The organism is Ekhidna sp. (assembly GCF_965228795.1).
Lineage (GTDB): Bacteria > Bacteroidota > Bacteroidia > Cytophagales > Cyclobacteriaceae > Ekhidna.
Window position 1 is genome coordinate 1,362,825 of record NZ_OZ245839.1, and the last position, 18,773, is coordinate 1,381,597.

Genomic DNA, 18,773 nt, shown 5'->3' on the forward strand with positions numbered 1-18,773 from the left:
TGACTCAAAATTAAAACGGATAGCTACTTTTTAAAGCTCGGTACCAACGTTATCTTGCATTCCTGTTTCTACAATTAGCACTTAATCGTTTCACATTTGAAGAAAATAATCACCACATTTCTTTTAATCACTTGCTTACAGTCAGTAGGACAGGTTTTCAATCCAGGCCCTGTTCAAAATCTTGTCAAAAAAGCTTCCGATCATATTTATAATGCTAAACCTGATTCGGCTGAATACTATATCTCCAAAGCTGAAAGGTACTTACCAGAGCATCCTGTGATTCCGTTAATGCGTGCAATGTCGATTTTATGGTCAGAAATACCATTAATTTCTGAAGAAGAATTTGCGAAAATGGAATTTCAATTAGACTCTGCTATATCCTTGGCTCGGTTTAGAGATCCAGATTTGGAACAACCGGAAATGATTTTTTTTGCCATGGCATCTTATGGATTACTGGCCGAGTATTATGCAGATCAGGGCTATATGATGAAGGCTGTGTCAGAGGCTAATCGAGCATATGGCTTAATGAAAAAAGGGTTTGATATTGTCGATGATTATCCTGAGTTTTTATTGACTACTGGTCTTTATAACTACTTCCGAGAAAAATATCCTGAAAAACATCCCATGTATAAGCCGCTACTTTGGTTTTTTAGAAGTGGAGATATGGAAAAAGGCCTTAAGCAATTAGAACAGGCTTGCAATGAATCTTTTCTTACAAAAGTGGAAGCCTATGTTTACCTGAGTTATATCTATTTACGCTATGAGTATAAGCCTGATCTTGCACAAAACTACCTTTCTGCTTTATGTGAAATGTATCCCAACAACTTTTATGCAAAGGCAAAGTATCTCGAATCAATGGCCAACCCTGAAGATTTCAAAGACGCACCATTAGATGATATTCACGCGCTTATCACACATGAAAGTCCATACTATAAGCTAGCTGGATATGTGTTCCTGGGTTACTTTGAAGAGAAGATCATTAAGAATGATAAAAAAGCAGAACATGCTTATCGAACTGCTTTGAAGTATGCTGAAGAAATACCTAACCATGGAGAGTTTTTTAAGAGTTTCGGATATCTGGGCTTAAGTCGTATTCTTGTAAAAACGAATCGTAAGGAGGAGGCTAGAGTCAATTTAGAAAAAGCCCTGACCTATGCTGAAACGGAACAAATAGAAAGTGAAGCTGAAAAATTGCTGTCTGTACTTTGAGTGCTTACTATACCATTAAATCAGAAGTTGAAGGCTTGTATAAGGAGAAGGGGAGTAAGTTCATTGCTCGCGCATTCCCGGTTCATACAGAAGAAGAAATCAAACAAGTCCAGGATCAGCTTAGAAAAGAGTTCTATGATGCCAGGCACCATTGCTTTGCTTGGGTTTTAGGGCTGGATGATCAGTCTTGGAGGGCAAATGATGATGGTGAGCCGGCCCACTCGGCAGGAGATCCAATTTTAGGACAGATCAGATCATTTGAGCTAACGAATGTACTCGTTGTTGTAATCAGGTACTTTGGAGGTACGAAGCTTGGTGTCGGTGGGTTGATTCAGGCCTATAAAGCCGCTACAGATCATGCATTATCAAAAGCAAAGCGTATTGAGATTTTTGAGACAAGAAAAGTCTCCATCAAGTTCGAGTATGATATGATGAGTCAAGCCGAAAGGCTTATCAATGACTTTGAATTAGAAGTAATTGAACGGGATTTTAAAACTTCGTGTAAAATACACTGCCTTATAAAAAAAGATCAAATGACTACCTTTAAAGAAAGAACAGGTGATCTTTATAATATGGAATTTCAATTTGAAGAGGAATGATTGCTTCTGAATTTAAAAAAACTATTTCTCAGGGATCTTGATAAGTTAAAAACGGAGTTGGATGCTTATTCTGACGAAAATGCCTTATGGATTAAGAAAGAAGGCATAAATAATTCGTCGGGAAACCTATTTATGCACTTGTGTGGTAATCTTCAACATTTCATTGGTGCTGTTTTGGCAAAAAGCGGATACGAACGAAAAAGAGATTTTGAATTCAATGGAAGAATGACCGTCTCTGAGATCCTTGAAGAAATAGAAACTACAAAGCGGATTCTTTCCGACTTTTTTGATAAAGCTCAAGCCACAGACCTGGATGCAGTATATCCATTACAGCCTTTTGACTACCCAATGACCGTTAGATACTTCTTAAATCACCTACTAGGGCATTTAAACTATCATTTGGGTCAAATTAATTACCACAGGAGGATTCTTTCTTAAATAAGAATAATACAATTAAATATAGATTTAGTAATGTTTAAGCCTATGTGCTCACTGAATATTTCAATGGACGTTTTCTTTAATCGTGTATAAACATAGGTTTATCTAATATTTGGCTTATGTAAACGAATCGACCCATTTCGTTACGAAAATCTTAGCTAATCTTGAACTAAAGAAATTCAAAACAATCCATAGCTGGTTGAATTAGAACGGAGTTGCTTTGGTGAGGGCGCTCCGTTTGCTTTTTTACCCCACTTTTCCTTTTTTTTATCTGATTTCAACTGAATCAGCACTAATCGCCGCAGCGCCAAAGTACCCTAATACCCTTTTTTCATCATCTTCAACGTAGAACAGATTACCATCTACTATAGCAGGTGTTGTGCCGCTGGAGGTACCAAGAGTAGTGATTTGAGAGCGTAGTAATGCAAGATACCTATGGCCTTGCGGTGAGATTGATTGAAGCTGTATGGTAATTTCATCACCCGGATCATAACCAAATGCCCTGAAATTGTTAGGGATTAAATTCCCATTAAACAACCGATCATTTTGAACTGTAATAGGATCAGGCTCGGTATAAATGACATCATTTTTATAGAAAATCCATCGATAGTAATTCTCGCTATCCACTGGATCAACCACATTTACTTTTGGGTAGTAGACTGTAATTTGTTGTCCCGGGTTATTTGGATCATTTTCCAGAAAAGATTGAACCTGAATAGACTGTATCTGGACTTTTTCAGGAATCATATCCCAATCAGAACGAATTTCAAATGTGTCTACAATTGCTAAAACACGATATTCGTTTCCAGTTATCCCCCGATATGCATTATTAGCCCGGTAAAAACCATTTTCATGATAAGTATACTGAAATACCTCTCCTGTACGAGCCTGAACCAATACTTGTGCATCTTCAATAGGTGGTACCGGATTTTGACTTGCAAATGATCCTGATCTTGTAATCCTGATTGGGTGATTGCTAAGCGAGTCTGTTACCCACCCTTCAATTACCACGAGATTTTGAGGTTGTGGAAGGTCTACAATCACCACCTCTTCACATGCCAGTGCCAATAATAGTGATATGTAAACAAGCTTTTTCAAATTCTGAAATTGTAGGTGATTGCCGGTATTATCGTTCCAAATATTGAGTATTTGACCACTTCTGCTACTGCAGGATTTGTTTCAGATTCTCTAAAAAAGTACGAATACGCATTCTTCCTCGCATAGACATTGTAAATGGTAAGCGTCCAGTAATCTCTGTTTTTTCTTCTTGAACCATCTTTTTTGAATTCCTTCCCTTCCCATTTAAATGAAAGATCAAGTCTGTGATAGTCAGGAAGCCTTGCGTTGTTTCTAAACTGAAAATGTGGAACTAAATTACCTTCAAACACATACTTGTCTGTGGGTAGTGTCACAGGTATTCCGGTATTGTAAACAAAGTTTGCAGAGGCACTCCATCTTTCGTTTAGCTCCATGCTCCATGAGGTTGAAAAGTCATGTGTTTTGTCATGATTCTCAGCTACGTATCTCTCACTTTCAAATTCCAATATGCTACTTTCAGCTCTTGAAAGTGTATAACTAATCCATCCCTTTAAACGACCAATTTTTTTCTTAGCATATATTTCTAATCCATATGCGCGAGCCTTGCTTAGGAGTAGCTCAGTTTCGATGTTCTCATTGAAGACCAAGTCAGCTCCATTCTTATATTGAATGTTATTGTCAATGTCCTTATAGTAGACCTCTGACGATAGCTCCCAGGTATTGTCTTTTAGGTTCTTATACAGCCCTAACGTGTACTGATTAGTGGTGGTAGGGGGGATGTATTGATCACTTAACTTCCAGATATCTGTCGGTGCAGGCGAAATTGTGTTAGAAATGAGGTGTAGATATTGGGCGGTTCTTGTGTAAGATGCCTTAATCGATGTTTTTTGATTTAATTGATAGTTGAAGGATGCTCGAGGTTCAAAATTGATATCTGTATTGATTACCTCATACCTTTCAAACTTCACAGTGTCAACAATGGCTGAATCTGCTGTTGGTGTATTGTTTTCATATTTAAAAACAGTTCCCGGACCAAGGGTTAAAAGACTACTGGCTCTGAAGCCATAGTGTAATGAAAGCTTCCCGATACTTGTTTCATGGCCTATATGCGCTGCTGATTCAAGGCCCTGCTCGTTCTCTAAACGAATACTATTTGTATTTGAGTTTTGATCCAGAGGCTCACGTGTTCCAGGTAAAAGCCGATGATAAATGTTACTAATTCCAAAAGTCAGTTCATTATTCGGATCGATGGTGTAGGTCATATTGATCTTTGTGCTGTAATCAGCAATTTTTGATCTACCCACAAAAGCGCCCGGTGCTTCAGTGCTCTCAATTCGGTAATTGTATTCGGATACAAAAGCTGAAATGTTGGAGAAGAGCCTGGGAGTAAAAAGGTAATTCCATCTAAAATTGAGCATACGATTTCCCCAATTCCTGGTTGAATTTAAACCCACCAGGTTGCGATCATTACCTAAATAACCTGATAAGTAATAGGTGCTCGATTTACTGTACTTAAAGTTTAGTTTAACATTTAAATCCTGGAATCTAATTCGATTCCTGAGAACCGAGTTACTTGCAAAATCATCTATTGATAGATTAAGGAGGCTTTGTCTTCCGGAGATCAGGTATGAGCTTTTTCCTTTGGTGATAGGCCCTTCAAGCAGCGCTCGGGCCGATATGACTCCAATACCACCTGAAAAATGCGTTTCGTTTGCATTGCCTTCCTTTTGTCTTACCTCAATAATAGAAGAGGTACGTCCACCATAAGATGGAGGAATGTATCCTTTCATTATTCGAACGTTATTTACAGCCTCAGGATTAAAAACAGAGATTAATCCGTAAAAATGGTTGGGGTTGTAGATGGTTGCCTCGTCCAGTAAGGTAAGGTTTTGATCCACTCCACCACCTCTTACATGAATGCCACTGGCATCTTCTCCGATGGCCCGAATACCTGGTTTTAATAGCGCATTTTGGATTACATCAACTTCCCCGAGAAGATACGGTATCTGGCCATCAGCACCGGCAATGGAGATGCGATTGATAGATGGAATGTTTTCTGTAAGGTTGATGTCATTTGATAGCGAACTCACTTCTACTTCTTCAAGCTCTGTAATTCGTGGAGTTACAGATATATCCAGGTAAGTATTTCTGTACAGTGAAACCTGAACTTCTTTTTGTTGGTAGTTTATGTGAGAGAACTTAACACGATATTCTCCCTCTTTCAGTGTTATTGAATAATAGCCATATCCATTCGAGGTGGTACCTACCGAAGTTCCTACAATTTGTAGCGTAGCTCCAATGATATGCTCTCCGGATTCTACGTTTCTCAGCACTCCGTGAATCGTGTAGTATTTAGGTATATGCGGCGAAACAATGATTTGTTCTTTGCTGTATTTTATATCAGCAATTAACTCATCTTGTAAGTAGTCAAGGAATTCTTTGACAGACATATTACGCTTCACTGTCAGGATTTGATTCGTTAGCTTATTTGTGCTGTAGGCGACTGGAATTCCCATCGATCGCAAGGAATCCAAGGATTTGAACAAGCTTAATTCGCCCGAAAAGATAAGGTTACTTTGAAGGGCTGTCTGTTGGGAATATGCAAAGAAGGCACCTAGCAACAAAAAAATGGCTAGAATCTTACGAATTGATATCTGGTAGGCGCATAACACGCCTCCAAAAGTAATCAATGAATTAGGCGGAAATTAGCAGCCCGGGCCGGAAATTTTTACAGTTTTATCTTTAGTTGAGGTCTTAAGCTCTAACAGTGAGCTCAATGTGGATAATACCTCATTCAATGGTTGTCGGTTAAATGTTACCGAAATTTTGCACGACTTCAGCTTTTCATTGGACAACTTGAATTCTACCTCATAGTATTCGGATAGTTCTTCCAGCGCTTCATTAAGTGGAGTGTTATCAAAGTTGAAAACACCATTTCTCCAACTCATTATATTGTCAGATGGCAATTCTTTAAGCTCTACTGAGTCATCAATTCTACTGAAAATGGCCTCTTTCCCTGCAGGTACTTTGGTTTGTTCTCCATTTTTCTCGAAAGCGACTAATCCTCTATCTACGTATAGCTTCACATCATCATTACTTGAGATTAGATTAAATGCAGTTCCAAGGACTTTTACATTTACTCCATTTACATCAATAATAAATGGTTTTTCGCTTTTCTTAATATCAAAATATGCTTCTCCGGTGAAGGAGACGTTTCTCACTTCTTCAAATTGTTCAGGGTAAGAAAATGATGAATTTGTATTGAGTATTCCTGTAGAGCCATCGGGGAAAGTAACACTGACCTTTTGATCAGTAGATGAAACCTGAATCTGATTGACTTCAGGATTATACATATAAACTGTTACAGAAAGAACTGCTAAGATGACAACTGCTGCTGCAATTTTCATCCAGGCGAAAGACTGATTCGGATTATGAATTTTTTTATTCAGTGCATCCCAAGCTTTGGATTCATCTATCTCAGGAGCATCCATTTCGGAATGTTGAAATAAGAACTCAACGAACTTATCCTCTTCTCCGGAAGGCTTTTCCTTGTAGTTCAGGTGGTTATATGCTTTCAGGTCGTTTGCCATCTCATTTGTCTGTCAATTGGGGGAACGCTTACCCCCAATATTTCTTAGATTTTTTTAGGACATATTTTCCTTATAATGTTTGTACACATGATCGAGCGATTCTCTCAATTTTTTTAATGCGATTCCCATCTGATTTTCCACTGTTTTTTTGGAGAGATCCAGCTCTTCAGCTATTTCTTCATAGGTCATACCAGCATTTCTACTCAGTATGAATATCCTCCTGCATTTTTTAGGTAAGGCATCAATAGCGGACTGAATGTATTTTTTCAATCGTTCATTTTCCCCTTCATCCTTTTTGGGCATACTCACACTCAACAAAACTTCGCTTACATCAGCCATGGATTGCTGTTTTGGCAGCTCCAGTTTGATGTAGTTCAGGCATTTATTTTTTACCGCAGAGTACAGATAAGTTTTTAATGTTGTTTGTATTTCAATATTGCCTCGCTTTTCCCAGATATATAGAAATACCTCTTGAGCCACTTCTTCAGCTATTGTGGAATCTCTTACATACGTAAATGCAAATCGGTATAATTCTTTGTAATAGCGCTTAAAAATGACCTCATAAGCAGAGAAGTCATTACTCTTCACTTGTTGGAAAAGTAAAAGGTCATTGTCAGAACTCATGCTGGTCGAAGCGTATGTTTGATTATGGTGATAATCACTGAAAATTCAGTGTTTGATTAGGTGCGAATTTAAAATAACATGTGATACTGACACAAGAATAGTACAATCGGTTGCTTTTTGATGAGCTGGATTAGGTGAATAAGGTATAGTTTCCGTGTTGGTCGGAAGCTGGGGCCGGTTTGATAAACGAACTGTCATTTCCATCAATATCTTTGATTTTGGGTGAAACGGTATGCGATATCAATTCATCTTTCAGCTCCTGATTTAGCAATGCCTGTAGTTCATCCTGATCGTCAGATTCAAGCCACCTTCTGGTTGATGCAGTATCCATGACAGCTGGCATGTCGTCTTGAAATTCAAGCATTTGTTCGTTCGATGGTTTGGTAATCATAATGAATGAATGGGTGCCGTTTTCACCTTCTTCCCATAGCCCTGCTACCGAAAAAACCTTCTTGTCAGGGTAGAAAAAGTAGTGTGGTACTTGTTGTTTTTTAGCCACTTGTTTCCATAAGTAGAAACCATCCATTGGGATTACACATCGGTGAGTAGCTAATTTTTTGAGGTAACTGGCTTTATTAATGACAGAGTCGGTAGGGAGATTAAAAAATTTAGGACTCATTGCCCGGTTATTAGACCACATAGCCATCAACCCCCAGTTGAAGAATGAAACCTTATCCGGTTCATTGCTTGTAATAGTAGGTAAAATTTTTGTTGGAGCTGCGTTATATTGTGGTTTATACATTTCAGGAACTTCGGCTCCCAAAACAAGCGCAAGCTCATCTGGTTTTAAGGTTATGGTGTATCGATCCAACATTTTTGGCAATTTAACACGAGAACACGGGTAACTCAATGATCATTTTGTGCCGAAACCAAATTTTTATTTTCATGTATGGGTTAATTTTGACTTAGAATTAAAAGATGAACTAAATGGCTGAAGTAATAAGAATGCCCAAGATGAGTGATACCATGGAGGAAGGCGTGATCGCATCATGGTTGAAAGAAGAGGGTGATGAGGTAAGCTCCGGCGATGTACTGGCGGAAGTGGAAACAGATAAAGCGACGATGGAACTTGAATCATATCAAGATGGCGTACTCCTGCATATTGGTGTGAAAGAAAAAGAGTCCGTTCCGGTCGATGGCATTCTTGCAGTTATTGGTGAAAAAGGAGAGGATTATAAACATCTCCTGGAAGAAGCAAAAAATGGTGAGTCTGATGATGATTCAGATGATAGTGATAAGAAAGAAGAAAAATCAGAGAAAAAATCCTCAGAGAAGATAGATACCAGCGATATCAACGCATCTATCATTCGAATGCCAAAAATGAGTGATACCATGGAGGAAGGCATCATTGCTTCATGGCTAAAGAAAAAAGGAGACAAAGTAGAATCAGGGGATATCCTTGCAGAAGTAGAGACTGATAAAGCCACTATGGAGTTAGAGGCCTACGAGGATGGAACATTGCTATACACAGCAGTTGAGGAAGGAAGTGGTGTACCTGTTGATGGGGTTATTGCTATCATAGGTGAAGAAGGCGCTGATTATGAGGCTTTGCTTAAAGCTGAAGAGCAGGGTGGAGATGACTCAAAAGAAAAAGAAAAAGAGGAGGAGAAAGAGCAAAAATCAGAAAAAAGTACAAGCGATTCCTCAAGTTCAGAATCATCTCAGCAAAGTACCTCGAGTGCGAGTTCAGGTAGTTCATCAGATAATGGACGTGTGAAAGCTTCGCCTCTTGCTAAAAAGATTGCCTCAGAAAAAGGCATTGATATTGCTCAGGTGAATGGCAGTGGCCCGGACGGTAGAATTGTAAAAGCAGATGTAGAAAACTTCACTCCTTCAAAAGCACAAGAGCAAAAATCTGATGGAGATCAGCCATCGATCAATATACCACAGGTAGTTGGAGAAGAGAAGTCAGAAAAAGTTGAGCTTTCTCAAATGCGTAAAACCATCGCTAAACGACTTAGCGATAGCAAGTTTACAGCTCCGCATTTCTATTTAACAATGGAGATAAACATGGATAAGGCAATCGAAGCTCGTAAGTCCATGAATGAAGTAGCCCCTGTCAAAATCTCCTTCAATGACATGGTAGTGAAAGCAGCAGCTGCTGCATTGCGTCAGCATCCGGATGTGAATGTTAGCTGGAAAGGTGATCATATTATGAAACACCAGCATATCCATATGGGAGTGGCTGTGGCAATTCCTGAGGGATTGATTGTTCCGGTAGTACGATTTGCTGATAGTAAGTCACTGTCTCATATTTCTGCAGAGGTTAGAGATTTAGCTCAAAAGGCAAAAGACAAAAAACTGCAGCCGGAGGAGTTTTCGGGCAATACATTTACGATTTCTAACCTGGGGATGTTCGGAATTGAAGAATTTACTGCCATCATCAACCCGCCGGATGCTTGCATCATGGCAGTGGGAGGTATAAAAGAAACCGTTATTGTGAAAAATGGTGAGATGAAGCCGGGTAATGTGATGAAAGTGACGCTTTCTTGCGATCATAGAGCGGTAGATGGAGCAGTTGGTTCCGCATTTCTCAAAACGTTCAAGGAGCTATTAGAAGACCCGGTTAGAATTTTGATTTAAGAAATCTTATTTTTTACATGTCATGCTGAACGAAGTGAGGCATCTTTTCCTTTAATGAGGCAGACTATTATTCTATGGAAAAAATAAAATCAACAACCGTCCTGGCAATTAAGCATAATGGTAAAGTGGCTATTGGTGCAGATGGTCAGGCCACTCTGGGTAATACTGTTGCTAAATCAAATGTGAAGAAAATCAGAAAGCTGGGAGACGGTAAGATCGTGACTGGTTTTGCCGGATCTACTGCAGATGCTTTTACACTGCTAGACAGGTTTGATGAAAAACTAAGTAACTATTCGGGTAACTTAAAGCGAGCTGCAGTAGAACTGGCCAAGGATTGGAGAACAGACCGATACTTGCGTAAGCTTGAAGCAATGATGATTGTGGCAGATAAGAGTGAGGTACTTGTTATATCGGGGACCGGAGACGTATTAGAACCCGATAATGACATAGCTTCTATTGGCTCAGGAAGCATGTATGCGCGTTCAGCTGCTTTGGCACTTAAGAAGCATGCTTCTAACCTCACCGCTGAAGAGATGGTACGTGAAGGACTTACAATCGCTGCGGACATTTGCATTTACACCAACCATAACCTGGTGGTGGAAGTAGTGGAATAATTCAAATTTAAAATACGGGGACGTAGATGATTTTCTTCGTTTCAAAAAAGGCCTCTTCGAAGTATTCGGGGAGGTCTTTTTCTATGTACCTCCGACCAAATTCTTTCATCTCTTGGGTTAGGTCGCCACCTTTCAATAGAATCATTCCATTATCCAGGTCGTTTCTTTGCTCTTTAGTCACTTTTTGATGTGCCCAGATGTAGAGTTGTTTGGTTTGAGCCACAGCCCTGGAAACAATAAAATCATATTTCCCTTTCACTTTTTCCATTCGTTGATGCTCTGCAGTAAGATTTTCTAAACCTATGGCTGCCGCTACCTCCTTTACTACGGTTATTTTTTTCCCAATCGAGTCCACCAGGTTAAAGTGGCATTCAGGAAATAGTATAGCCAACGGAATACCCGGAAAACCGCCTCCGGTACCTACATCTAATATTTTCGAATCCGGGGAGAATGAAATAAACTTTGCTATTGACAGGCTGTGAAGAACATGTCTTTCGTACAATTGATCAATGTCTTTTCTGCTGATTACATTGATTTTTGAATTCCAATCCTCATAAAGTGAATGCAACTGATCAAATTGCTTTTTTTGGGATTCGGAAAGCTCGGGGAAATATTTCTTTATGATTTCGATGACCTTTATTCTTTAGTCATGCTGAACTTGTTTCAGCATCTACTTACAAAGATTCCGAAAAAGTGTGAAAATAGCTCTGGAGTATTCGATTTAATCAAATATGCTTCTTCTTATCCTTCACCAGCTCGTACATTAGTTCTCTAGCACGATGAAGTTGAGCCTTTACCGTTCCTAAAGGTGCCTCCAGCTCTTTTGCTATTTCATCATAAGAAAGTTCATCGAAGTATCTAAGCTTAACGAGACGTTGGTACTTGGCGGGCAGCTTATCCACAAACATACGAACCAACTCTATTTTTTGATCTTTGATGGTTTCCTGATCTGGAGTCAGGTTCTTGTCCTGAACATCAATGTTTACAGATTCTCCGCTATCATCAGTGAATGTACTGTTTAGACTAAAGGTGTTGAGTTTTTTCTTTCGAATAAAGTCAATGGCATTGTTGGTAGCTATACGAAAAAGCCAGGTACTGAATGTATAATCTTTCTTAAATCTTCCGAGGTTTTTAAATGCCTTGGCAAAAGCTTCAATGGTTAAATCTTCCGCATCATCAACGTTTCTGACCATCTTCAAAATCATGTGATAGACAGGTTTTTTGTAACGCTGCATGAGCTCCGCATAAGCAGCCTGATCTTTGCCTTCAGTGGCTAGATCAATCAACTTAAAGTCACGCAGTGCCTTATCAGAAAACTGACGATTTAGTTCTTCCATGTAATGTCCTTTACGAGTTTTGACCGCAATGCAATAAACGGAGTAAGCACCGCATATAGCATGTCAACGAGAGGGAGCAACATATAGTTGATACCAAATCCCATTTTAATCGCAGCAAATCTATAACTCACTAATTTAATAAATAGGTAAAAAAGAAGAAGTACAATCAAATTTCTAAGAGAATTAAAAGGGAGAATGGTAAGAAATAGCAGCTGACTGGTATGAAAAAGCGTTAAAAAAGCCTGGTCTTTGCTCGAGTATCGATGACCAACAGATAGATGCCTCAATTTTTGATTGATATATGATTGCCATGTTTGCTTTGGATAGGTCAGTACAAGAGATTCTTCTCCCAGCAGAACTTTGGAATTGGATGGTGTCACATTTTTTTGGATAAAAAGATCATCATCCCCACCTTTAACTGATTTGATACTCTCGTATCCGCCCACCTGATTGAAAAAAGACTCTCTAATGGCAAGATTTCTACCAACAGCCATGTACGGTTTGTACAATATTGCTTTCGAAGTATACAAAAATGCCGTCACGAAGGACTCGAATCGTATGTACTTACTTAAAAATGAATTTCCGGATAGGTAGGGGGAAGTGCCAATGATAATATCCGTTGCTGCACCTGTTTGATTAGCAATTTCATTTAACCAATTATTTGATTGTGGAATGCAATCAGCGTCCGTCATGACAAGCCAGTCACCATTTGCTTGCTCTATTGCCTGATTAAGAGCATGCTTCTTCGGATTCCAATCTTCAGGTACCTGATCTATTACTATTGGAGTTATTTTCTTGCTTTGAAAAGATCGGAGCAGAGCCTCACTTTCATCTGTGCACCTATCCAGGGCGATGACTATTTCAAAATCTGAGTAAGACTGATTGAGTAATTCATGAATTAGCTTTTTTAAGTTTTGCTCCTCATCTCGCGCAGCAATAATCACTGAAATAGATGGCGCAGTTTGCACTTCAGCTGGCTTTTGGGATTTGGCAAATGCACTGGTCAAATACACAATAATTCCAAGGTGTGTAAAAGCAAACACGCAGGTGATTATTAAAATCATTCAGTGAATTAAATAAATCCGCAATAGAATTGAATGGAATTTGAAATAACTCTTCCTGCCGATCATTTCAACGTATTTTTGCGACCGATGAAATTTGACCTACATCATACCGATAGCAAGTCCAGAGCACGGGCCGGAACAATAGCCACCGATCATGGCCAAATTGAAACACCTATATTCATGCCTGTTGGTACTGCCGGTACAGTAAAGGCAGTTCATCAGCGTGAACTAGAGGATGATATTAAAGCACAAATCATCCTTGGAAATACCTATCATTTATATATGCGACCGGGCTTAGATATCATAGAGCAGGCCGGAGGGTTACATAAGTTTAATGGTTGGCAAAAGCCCATTTTAACAGACAGTGGAGGATACCAGGTCTATTCGCTTGCTGATAACCGAAAAATTGTGGAAGAAGGTGTTCATTTCCAATCACACAAAGATGGGAGCAGACATTTTTTCACTCCTGAATCAATCATGGACATTCAACGAACCATCGGTGCTGATATTATCATGGCGTTTGATGAGTGCACTCCATATCCATGCGAATATGGTTATGCTGAGAAGTCCATGCATATGACCCATCGTTGGCTGGATCGATGTGTCAATCGTTTTGATGAAACAGAAGGAAAATATGGTTATTCACAAACCCTTTTCCCTATCGTACAGGGAAGTGTGTACAAGGATTTGCGAACGCAATCGGCTGAATATATTGCCAGTAAAGAACGTGAGGGTAATGCGATAGGAGGCCTATCTGTGGGAGAGCCAGCCGAGGATATGTATGCGATGACTGATCATGTATGTGGCATCCTGCCTGATGATAAACCCAGGTATTTGATGGGAGTGGGTACACCTGCCAATATCCTGGAGTGCATTGCTTTAGGAGTAGATATGTTTGATTGTGTGATGCCAACCCGAAATGCCAGAAATGGTATGCTTTTTACTACCCAGGGAATCATCAATATCCGTAACGAGAAATGGAAAGATGACTTTAGCCCAATTGATCCGGAGCTTGGAGGATATGCGAGCACCTTTTATACTAAAGGGTACTTAAGGCATTTAATTACGAGCAATGAAATTCTTGGCGCACAAATTGCAAGCATCCAAAACCTTACTTTTTATCTATGGCTGGTAGGTGAGGCTCGTAAACAAATCTTAAACGATAACTTCGCCAACTGGAAGGATCTTATGGTGAAAAAAGTAAGCCAGCGTCTTTAGTTCATGAAAAAACTCGATTGGTACATACTTAAAAAGATACTTGTCACATTCGTTTTTGTGGTAGGCATGTTCGAAGTGATCATCTGTGTTCTGGATTATGCAGATAAAAATGATGACTTCATTAAAAATGAGCTTGGATGGGATATGATATCCCAATACTACATCACATTCATTCCGTTCATCGCCGGGTTACTCACCCCTATTACTGTATTTATTGCTACGGTATTCGTTACAGCCAATATGGCCGCAAAAACGGAGATCGTGGCTATACTAGCGAGCGGTGTAAGTTTCCGAAGAATGATGTTTCCATTTATGGTAGCTGCAGTCATGATTGGGTGTGCCAGTTTCTACCTCAACAGTTATGTGATTCCTGATGCAAATAAATTCCGTCTGGAATTTGAGTTACAGTACCTGAAAGATCCTTTTTATAACACAGATAAGCATATTCATCTGAAAATAGCAGAAGAGGACAGTCTGGAAGATTACATCTACATGTATCGGTATGACGTGAGAAGAGATGTGGGGCAGTCAGTAACGTTGGAACAAATTAAGGGTACTGAACTTGTAGATAAGATCACGGCACGCCAGATTGAGTGGAATGATGAGGAGGAGAACTGGACATTAAAAAGATGGCAAAGACGTGAGATTGTAGCGGATGGAGAAATCATTACAGAGGGTACGGAATTAGATACACTGTTGAATTTATCACCAGAGGATTTTGGGAATAAAGAGCGGATGTGGGAAACCATGACCATGACAGAGTTGAATGATTACATCAGGCTACAGCGATCTAGAGGAGCGGATGACGTACATATTTTTCAGATTGAGGAGTACATCCGGTATATGTCTCCTTTCACGGTTTTAATACTGATGTCAATCGGGGTGATTGTGGCAGCAAGAAAATCCCGTCAGGGTACCGGCTTTCAGATTGCCTTGGGCTTTGTAATATCCTTCGCCTTTATCATTACTTTCATATTAGCACGCGCCATTGCAGAGGCAGGTAGTATGAATGAAGTGCTGGCAATCTGGATGCCTAATATTATTTTCGGGGGAGTAGCTGCATTGCTTTATCGAACAGTACCAAGATGATCCAGGAGAAAAAAGATTACCTGACTTTACATTTCATTGTGCTGATTTGGGGATTCACCGCCATTCTGGGGTTGCTCATTGAGATTCCATCCGTGGAGGTTGTATTCTTTCGCACGCTCATATCAGCAATTGGATTATTTGTATTGCTAAAATTCTGGAAACGACCGCTTAAAATAAATTCACGAAAGCAACTGCTAACTATTCTTGGGACCGGGGCATTGATCGCAGCTCACTGGATTTTGTTTTTCTTGTCAGCTAGAATTTCAAATGCCTCTGTTTGTCTGGCTGGTATGGCCACTTGCTCACTGTGGACTAGCCTAATCGAACCGATTTCTCAGGGTAGGAGAATAAAAGGATTTGAGGTTTTGCTTAGTATAATCGCTTTCATAGGAATCGGCGTGATTTTTAATGTAGAGTTTGACTACTTGTCAGGATTATTAACTGCTGTTTTATCTGCATTTATTGCTTCTGTATTTACCGTGATAAATGGCAGGCTAACAAAAACGTATGACCCATATGTGATTACCTATTATGAAATGATAGGCGCATGTGTATCGATTGCACTGTTCTTTCCCATTTACTCTCATTTTTTTGTAGACCAACTTTCACTTAATCCGTCACTGATGGATTGGTTCTATCTGGGATCATTAGCTATTTTTTGTACGGTATATGCCTATTCTGTTTCAGTAGAACTGATGAAGCGACTATCTGCATTTTCAATCAATTTGGTTGTCAATCTGGAGCCGGTCTATGGAATTATTTTAGCCTTGATTATTTTCGGTGATAGCGAAGAAATGAGTCCCGGTTTTTATATCGGAACTTTATTGATTTTAACCTCTGTGTTACTCTATCCGTTATTGAACCGACGCTATAAGAAAAAAGCACTTTCAACAGATTTAATTAGATAACATGTTATTAACTACTACAAACAATATTGAAGGAAAAACAATCTCCACTTATTATGGTCTGGTGACCGGTGAGGCCATCATTGGAGCCAACATATTTAAAGACATTTTTGCATCGATTACCGATATTGTAGGTGGGAGGTCAGGTGCTTATGAAAAGTCCCTTAAGGATGCGAAAAACATTGCGGTAAAGGAGCTCATAGAAGCTGCTCAGGCGCTTGGAGCAAACGCAGTAATCGCCATTGATCTGGATTATGAAACATTGGGCAAAGATTCAGGAATGATGATGGTAAGTGCCAGTGGTACGGCGGTAAAAGTCGACTAATAAATATCACATTTTGTATCTTGCCTGTATGGCAAGAAAATACATATTCCTTCTGGCGCTGGGCATTGCTACAACGCTCAGCGCTCAATATTACCCAACTAAATCCGAGTGGGAACGTAAGTCACCAGAGGATGTAAAAATTGATCAGTCGGCGATTGATGATGCAGTTCAGTTTGCTCAGGACAATGAGTATTCCGGACCTAAAGACCTTCGTATAGCAATTCTTGAGGGCTTTAGCAGAGAGCCTTATCATCAGCTACAGGGACCAACGAAAGAAAGAGGTGGGCCTGCAGGAATGATCATTAAGGATGGCTATGTGATTGCTGAGTGGGGCGATATCCGTAGGGTAGATATGACGTTCAGTGTCACCAAAAGTTATTTATCCACGACTGCTGGGTTGGCCTTAGATGACGGGCTTATTGGCTCTGTAAAAGATAAGGTTAATCAATACGTCTGGGACGATACCTTTGAAGGAGCACACAATTCGAAAATCACATGGGAACACCTGCTTCACCAGACCTCCGATTGGTCAGGAGCATTATTTGGCCTATACGATTGGGCAGACAGACCTGCTCGTGATGGAGCTATTGATGATTGGAGGTATCGTGAACTCAAAGAGCCGGGGACAAGCTATAAGTACAACGATGTACGTGTTAATGTCCTTTCTTACGCACTATTGAACGTTTGGCGGAAGCCATTGCCACAAGTGCTTAAAGAGCGAATCATGGATCCAATTGGGGCAAGCACTACCTGGAGATGGTATGGATATGACAACTCCTGGATCACCCTGGATGGACAGCACATGCAGGTAGTGAGTGGAGGCGGTCATCATGGAGGAGGAGTATTTATAAATACGGAAGATCATGCACGATTTGGGCTTCTTTTTGCAAGAAAAGGTATATGGAATAACGATCAATTGATTTCAGCGAAATGGACTGAAATGGTTCAAACACTTGCAACAGCCAATGAAAGCTATGGGTATATGTGGTGGCTGAATAAAGGCCCCAGATCCTGGGAGGGATTACCAGATCATCTGTTTTATGCAGCAGGGTTTGGCGGCAACTTCATTGTAGTGGATCAGAAAAAAGATCTTGTTATTGTGACCAGGTGGCTTGAGCCTTCTCAGATCGGTGAGATGGTACGTAAAGTTTATAAAGGACTTTAATAAATGTCCCTATTGTACTGATACAATCACTTTGCCGGTATGTTTTCCTTCTCCGAAATGCTGGATGGCCCATGGAGTTTTTTCTAAAGGATAGGGACCATCAATCTCGGGTTTAATCTTTTCTTCCATGTAAAGCTTTTCAATGGCAAACAGGTCCTTATTAGCATCAAGAGCTACTATATAAACAGGTCTCTTTAATAATTTCCCAGCCGGGAGTAGTTGAAGGAGTCGTCCGATGGTACCTCCCACCGTTACGTACTTACCTCCTTTGCTGAGCACTTTTACATAAGCTCGTGGTGCACGGGTGGTTTTAGCATCCAAAATGAGGTCGTATTGTGTATCACTTTTGGTGAAGTCCTCTTTTTTATAGTCGATGATGTGATCAAAGCCCAGGGTTTTCATTGTTGCTAATTTTTCCCCTGTATCAACTCCTGTTACTTCACATGCATAAGTCTTAGCGATTTGCAATCCGATCGTTCCAACGCCACCTCCTGCGCCATTGATAAGAATCTTCATGCCTTTTTTAATTCCACCAACGTCTACAAGCCCCTGCCAGGCAAGGTTTGCCGCATGTGAAAGCGCTGCTGCATCTTCAAAGGGTATGTTTTTTGGTTTTTTAACCAGTGCTTTCTCATTGATACAGACATACTCAGCAAAACTTCCAAAACCATATCTGGAGATGTCCCCGTACACCTCATCTCCTCCGCTAAAATTCTTAACTCCCACACCGCACGCTTCTACCACTCCGGATAGTTCCATGCCGGGTATGGGATGCTTTGGTTTAAGTAGACCGAAGAGTAGCCGATAAAGATTGGGTTTCCCACGAACCATCCCCCAATCGTAATCATTAACTGCACTGAAGCGCACTTTGACTAAAACCTCATTGGGTTTTGGGATGGGTTTTTCAATATCTTCAAGCCTTAGCTGGGAAGTTGGTCCGTATGATCGACAAACGATTGCTTTCAAATGATTGGT

General features: G+C 40.0%; 19 protein-coding genes. 10 read left to right on the forward strand and 9 right to left on the reverse strand.

The window, feature by feature from the left end; genetic code table 11:
• Positions 1 to 96: 96 nt before the first annotated feature.
• Genes ACQK2H_RS06380 through ACQK2H_RS06390 form a run of 3 tightly spaced genes read left to right on the forward strand, consistent with a single transcriptional unit; the run spans position 97 to position 2,246 of the window.
• A complete protein-coding gene (locus ACQK2H_RS06380) occupies positions 97 to 1,209 on the forward strand; it encodes a tetratricopeptide repeat protein (RefSeq protein WP_425390624.1) in 1,113 nt (370 codons plus the stop codon).
• Complete coding sequence (locus tag ACQK2H_RS06385; RefSeq protein ID WP_425390625.1) at positions 1,206 to 1,808, forward strand: IMPACT family protein; 603 nt, start codon at positions 1,206 to 1,208, stop codon at positions 1,806 to 1,808. Before ACQK2H_RS06380 ends, ACQK2H_RS06385 begins: the two co-directional genes overlap by 4 nt.
• Positions 1,809 to 2,246 carry a DinB family protein gene (locus ACQK2H_RS06390; protein WP_425390626.1) on the forward strand — a complete coding sequence of 146 codons (438 nt, stop codon included), beginning with the start codon at positions 1,809 to 1,811 and terminating at the stop codon, positions 2,244 to 2,246.
• Positions 2,247 to 2,513: 267 nt separating this feature from the next.
• On the opposite strand, the gene ACQK2H_RS06395 is transcribed toward ACQK2H_RS06390, so the two are convergent.
• The 5 genes from ACQK2H_RS06395 to ACQK2H_RS06415 all read right to left on the reverse strand — a co-directional run bounded on the left by ACQK2H_RS06395 (position 2,514) and on the right by ACQK2H_RS06415 (position 8,312).
• Entirely contained in the window at positions 2,514 to 3,344 is an 831-nt protein-coding gene (locus tag ACQK2H_RS06395; protein ID WP_425390627.1) for a DUF4249 domain-containing protein, read from the reverse strand.
• On the reverse strand, positions 3,341 to 5,800 hold the full coding sequence (locus ACQK2H_RS06400) for a TonB-dependent receptor (protein WP_425390628.1): 2,460 nt from the start codon (positions 5,798 to 5,800) through the stop codon (positions 3,341 to 3,343). The genes ACQK2H_RS06395 and ACQK2H_RS06400 overlap by 4 nt, the downstream gene beginning before the upstream one ends.
• Positions 5,801 to 5,989: 189 nt before the next feature.
• A complete protein-coding gene (locus ACQK2H_RS06405) occupies positions 5,990 to 6,874 on the reverse strand; it encodes a FecR family protein (RefSeq protein WP_425390629.1) in 885 nt (294 codons plus the stop codon).
• Between the two features lie 54 nt (positions 6,875 to 6,928).
• Positions 6,929 to 7,498 carry an RNA polymerase sigma-70 factor gene (locus tag ACQK2H_RS06410; RefSeq protein WP_425390630.1) on the reverse strand — a complete coding sequence of 190 codons (570 nt, stop codon included), beginning with the start codon at positions 7,496 to 7,498 and terminating at the stop codon, positions 6,929 to 6,931.
• A 130-nt stretch (positions 7,499 to 7,628) separates the two neighbouring features.
• Positions 7,629 to 8,312 carry an SOS response-associated peptidase gene (locus ACQK2H_RS06415; protein ID WP_425390631.1) on the reverse strand — a complete coding sequence of 228 codons (684 nt, stop codon included), beginning with the start codon at positions 8,310 to 8,312 and terminating at the stop codon, positions 7,629 to 7,631.
• A gap of 113 nt (positions 8,313 to 8,425) precedes the next feature.
• On the opposite strand from ACQK2H_RS06415, the gene ACQK2H_RS06420 reads away from it, so the two are divergent.
• Both ACQK2H_RS06420 and hslV read left to right on the forward strand, forming a co-directional pair.
• A complete protein-coding gene (locus tag ACQK2H_RS06420; protein ID WP_425390632.1) occupies positions 8,426 to 10,081 on the forward strand; it encodes a pyruvate dehydrogenase complex dihydrolipoamide acetyltransferase in 1,656 nt (551 codons plus the stop codon).
• A gap of 74 nt (positions 10,082 to 10,155) precedes the next feature.
• On the forward strand, positions 10,156 to 10,695 hold the full coding sequence (gene hslV / locus ACQK2H_RS06425) for an ATP-dependent protease subunit HslV (protein WP_425390633.1): 540 nt from the start codon (positions 10,156 to 10,158) through the stop codon (positions 10,693 to 10,695).
• A gap of 7 nt (positions 10,696 to 10,702) precedes the next feature.
• On the opposite strand, the gene rsmG is transcribed toward hslV, so the two are convergent.
• The 3 genes from rsmG to ACQK2H_RS06440 form a co-directional block, all read right to left on the reverse strand.
• The gene (gene rsmG / locus ACQK2H_RS06430; RefSeq protein WP_425393127.1) at positions 10,703 to 11,335 is read right to left on the reverse strand and encodes a 16S rRNA (guanine(527)-N(7))-methyltransferase RsmG; all 633 of its coding nucleotides are present in this window, start codon (positions 11,333 to 11,335) and stop codon (positions 10,703 to 10,705) included.
• Positions 11,336 to 11,420: 85 nt separating this feature from the next.
• Complete coding sequence (locus ACQK2H_RS06435) at positions 11,421 to 12,032, reverse strand: RNA polymerase sigma factor (protein WP_089356963.1); 612 nt, start codon at positions 12,030 to 12,032, stop codon at positions 11,421 to 11,423.
• Positions 12,020 to 13,096, reverse strand: a complete 1,077-nt coding sequence (locus ACQK2H_RS06440) for a glycosyltransferase (protein WP_425390634.1) — start codon at positions 13,094 to 13,096, stop codon at positions 12,020 to 12,022. The genes ACQK2H_RS06435 and ACQK2H_RS06440 overlap by 13 nt, the downstream gene beginning before the upstream one ends.
• A gap of 87 nt (positions 13,097 to 13,183) precedes the next feature.
• Between ACQK2H_RS06440 and tgt the strand changes: the two genes are divergently transcribed.
• Genes tgt through ACQK2H_RS06465 form a run of 5 tightly spaced genes read left to right on the forward strand, consistent with a single transcriptional unit; the run spans position 13,184 to position 17,798 of the window.
• The gene (tgt, locus tag ACQK2H_RS06445; protein ID WP_425393128.1) at positions 13,184 to 14,314 is read left to right on the forward strand and encodes a tRNA guanosine(34) transglycosylase Tgt; all 1,131 of its coding nucleotides are present in this window, start codon (positions 13,184 to 13,186) and stop codon (positions 14,312 to 14,314) included.
• 3 nt (positions 14,315 to 14,317) lie between these two features.
• Complete coding sequence (locus ACQK2H_RS06450; protein ID WP_425390635.1) at positions 14,318 to 15,403, forward strand: LptF/LptG family permease; 1,086 nt, start codon at positions 14,318 to 14,320, stop codon at positions 15,401 to 15,403.
• On the forward strand, positions 15,400 to 16,311 hold the full coding sequence (locus tag ACQK2H_RS06455; RefSeq protein ID WP_425390636.1) for a DMT family transporter: 912 nt from the start codon (positions 15,400 to 15,402) through the stop codon (positions 16,309 to 16,311). The genes ACQK2H_RS06450 and ACQK2H_RS06455 overlap by 4 nt, the downstream gene beginning before the upstream one ends.
• Before the next feature lies 1 nt (position 16,312).
• Positions 16,313 to 16,633, forward strand: coding sequence for a heavy metal-binding domain-containing protein (locus tag ACQK2H_RS06460; RefSeq protein ID WP_425390637.1), 321 nt, complete (start codon positions 16,313 to 16,315; stop codon positions 16,631 to 16,633).
• Between the two features lie 28 nt (positions 16,634 to 16,661).
• Positions 16,662 to 17,798 carry a serine hydrolase domain-containing protein gene (locus tag ACQK2H_RS06465; RefSeq protein ID WP_425390638.1) on the forward strand — a complete coding sequence of 379 codons (1,137 nt, stop codon included), beginning with the start codon at positions 16,662 to 16,664 and terminating at the stop codon, positions 17,796 to 17,798.
• 9 nt (positions 17,799 to 17,807) lie between these two features.
• Here ACQK2H_RS06465 and ACQK2H_RS06470 read toward each other — a convergent pair whose 3' ends face one another.
• Positions 17,808 to 18,764 carry an NAD(P)-dependent alcohol dehydrogenase gene (locus tag ACQK2H_RS06470; RefSeq protein ID WP_425390639.1) on the reverse strand — a complete coding sequence of 319 codons (957 nt, stop codon included), beginning with the start codon at positions 18,762 to 18,764 and terminating at the stop codon, positions 17,808 to 17,810.
• Between the last annotated feature and the right edge of the window lie 9 nt (positions 18,765 to 18,773).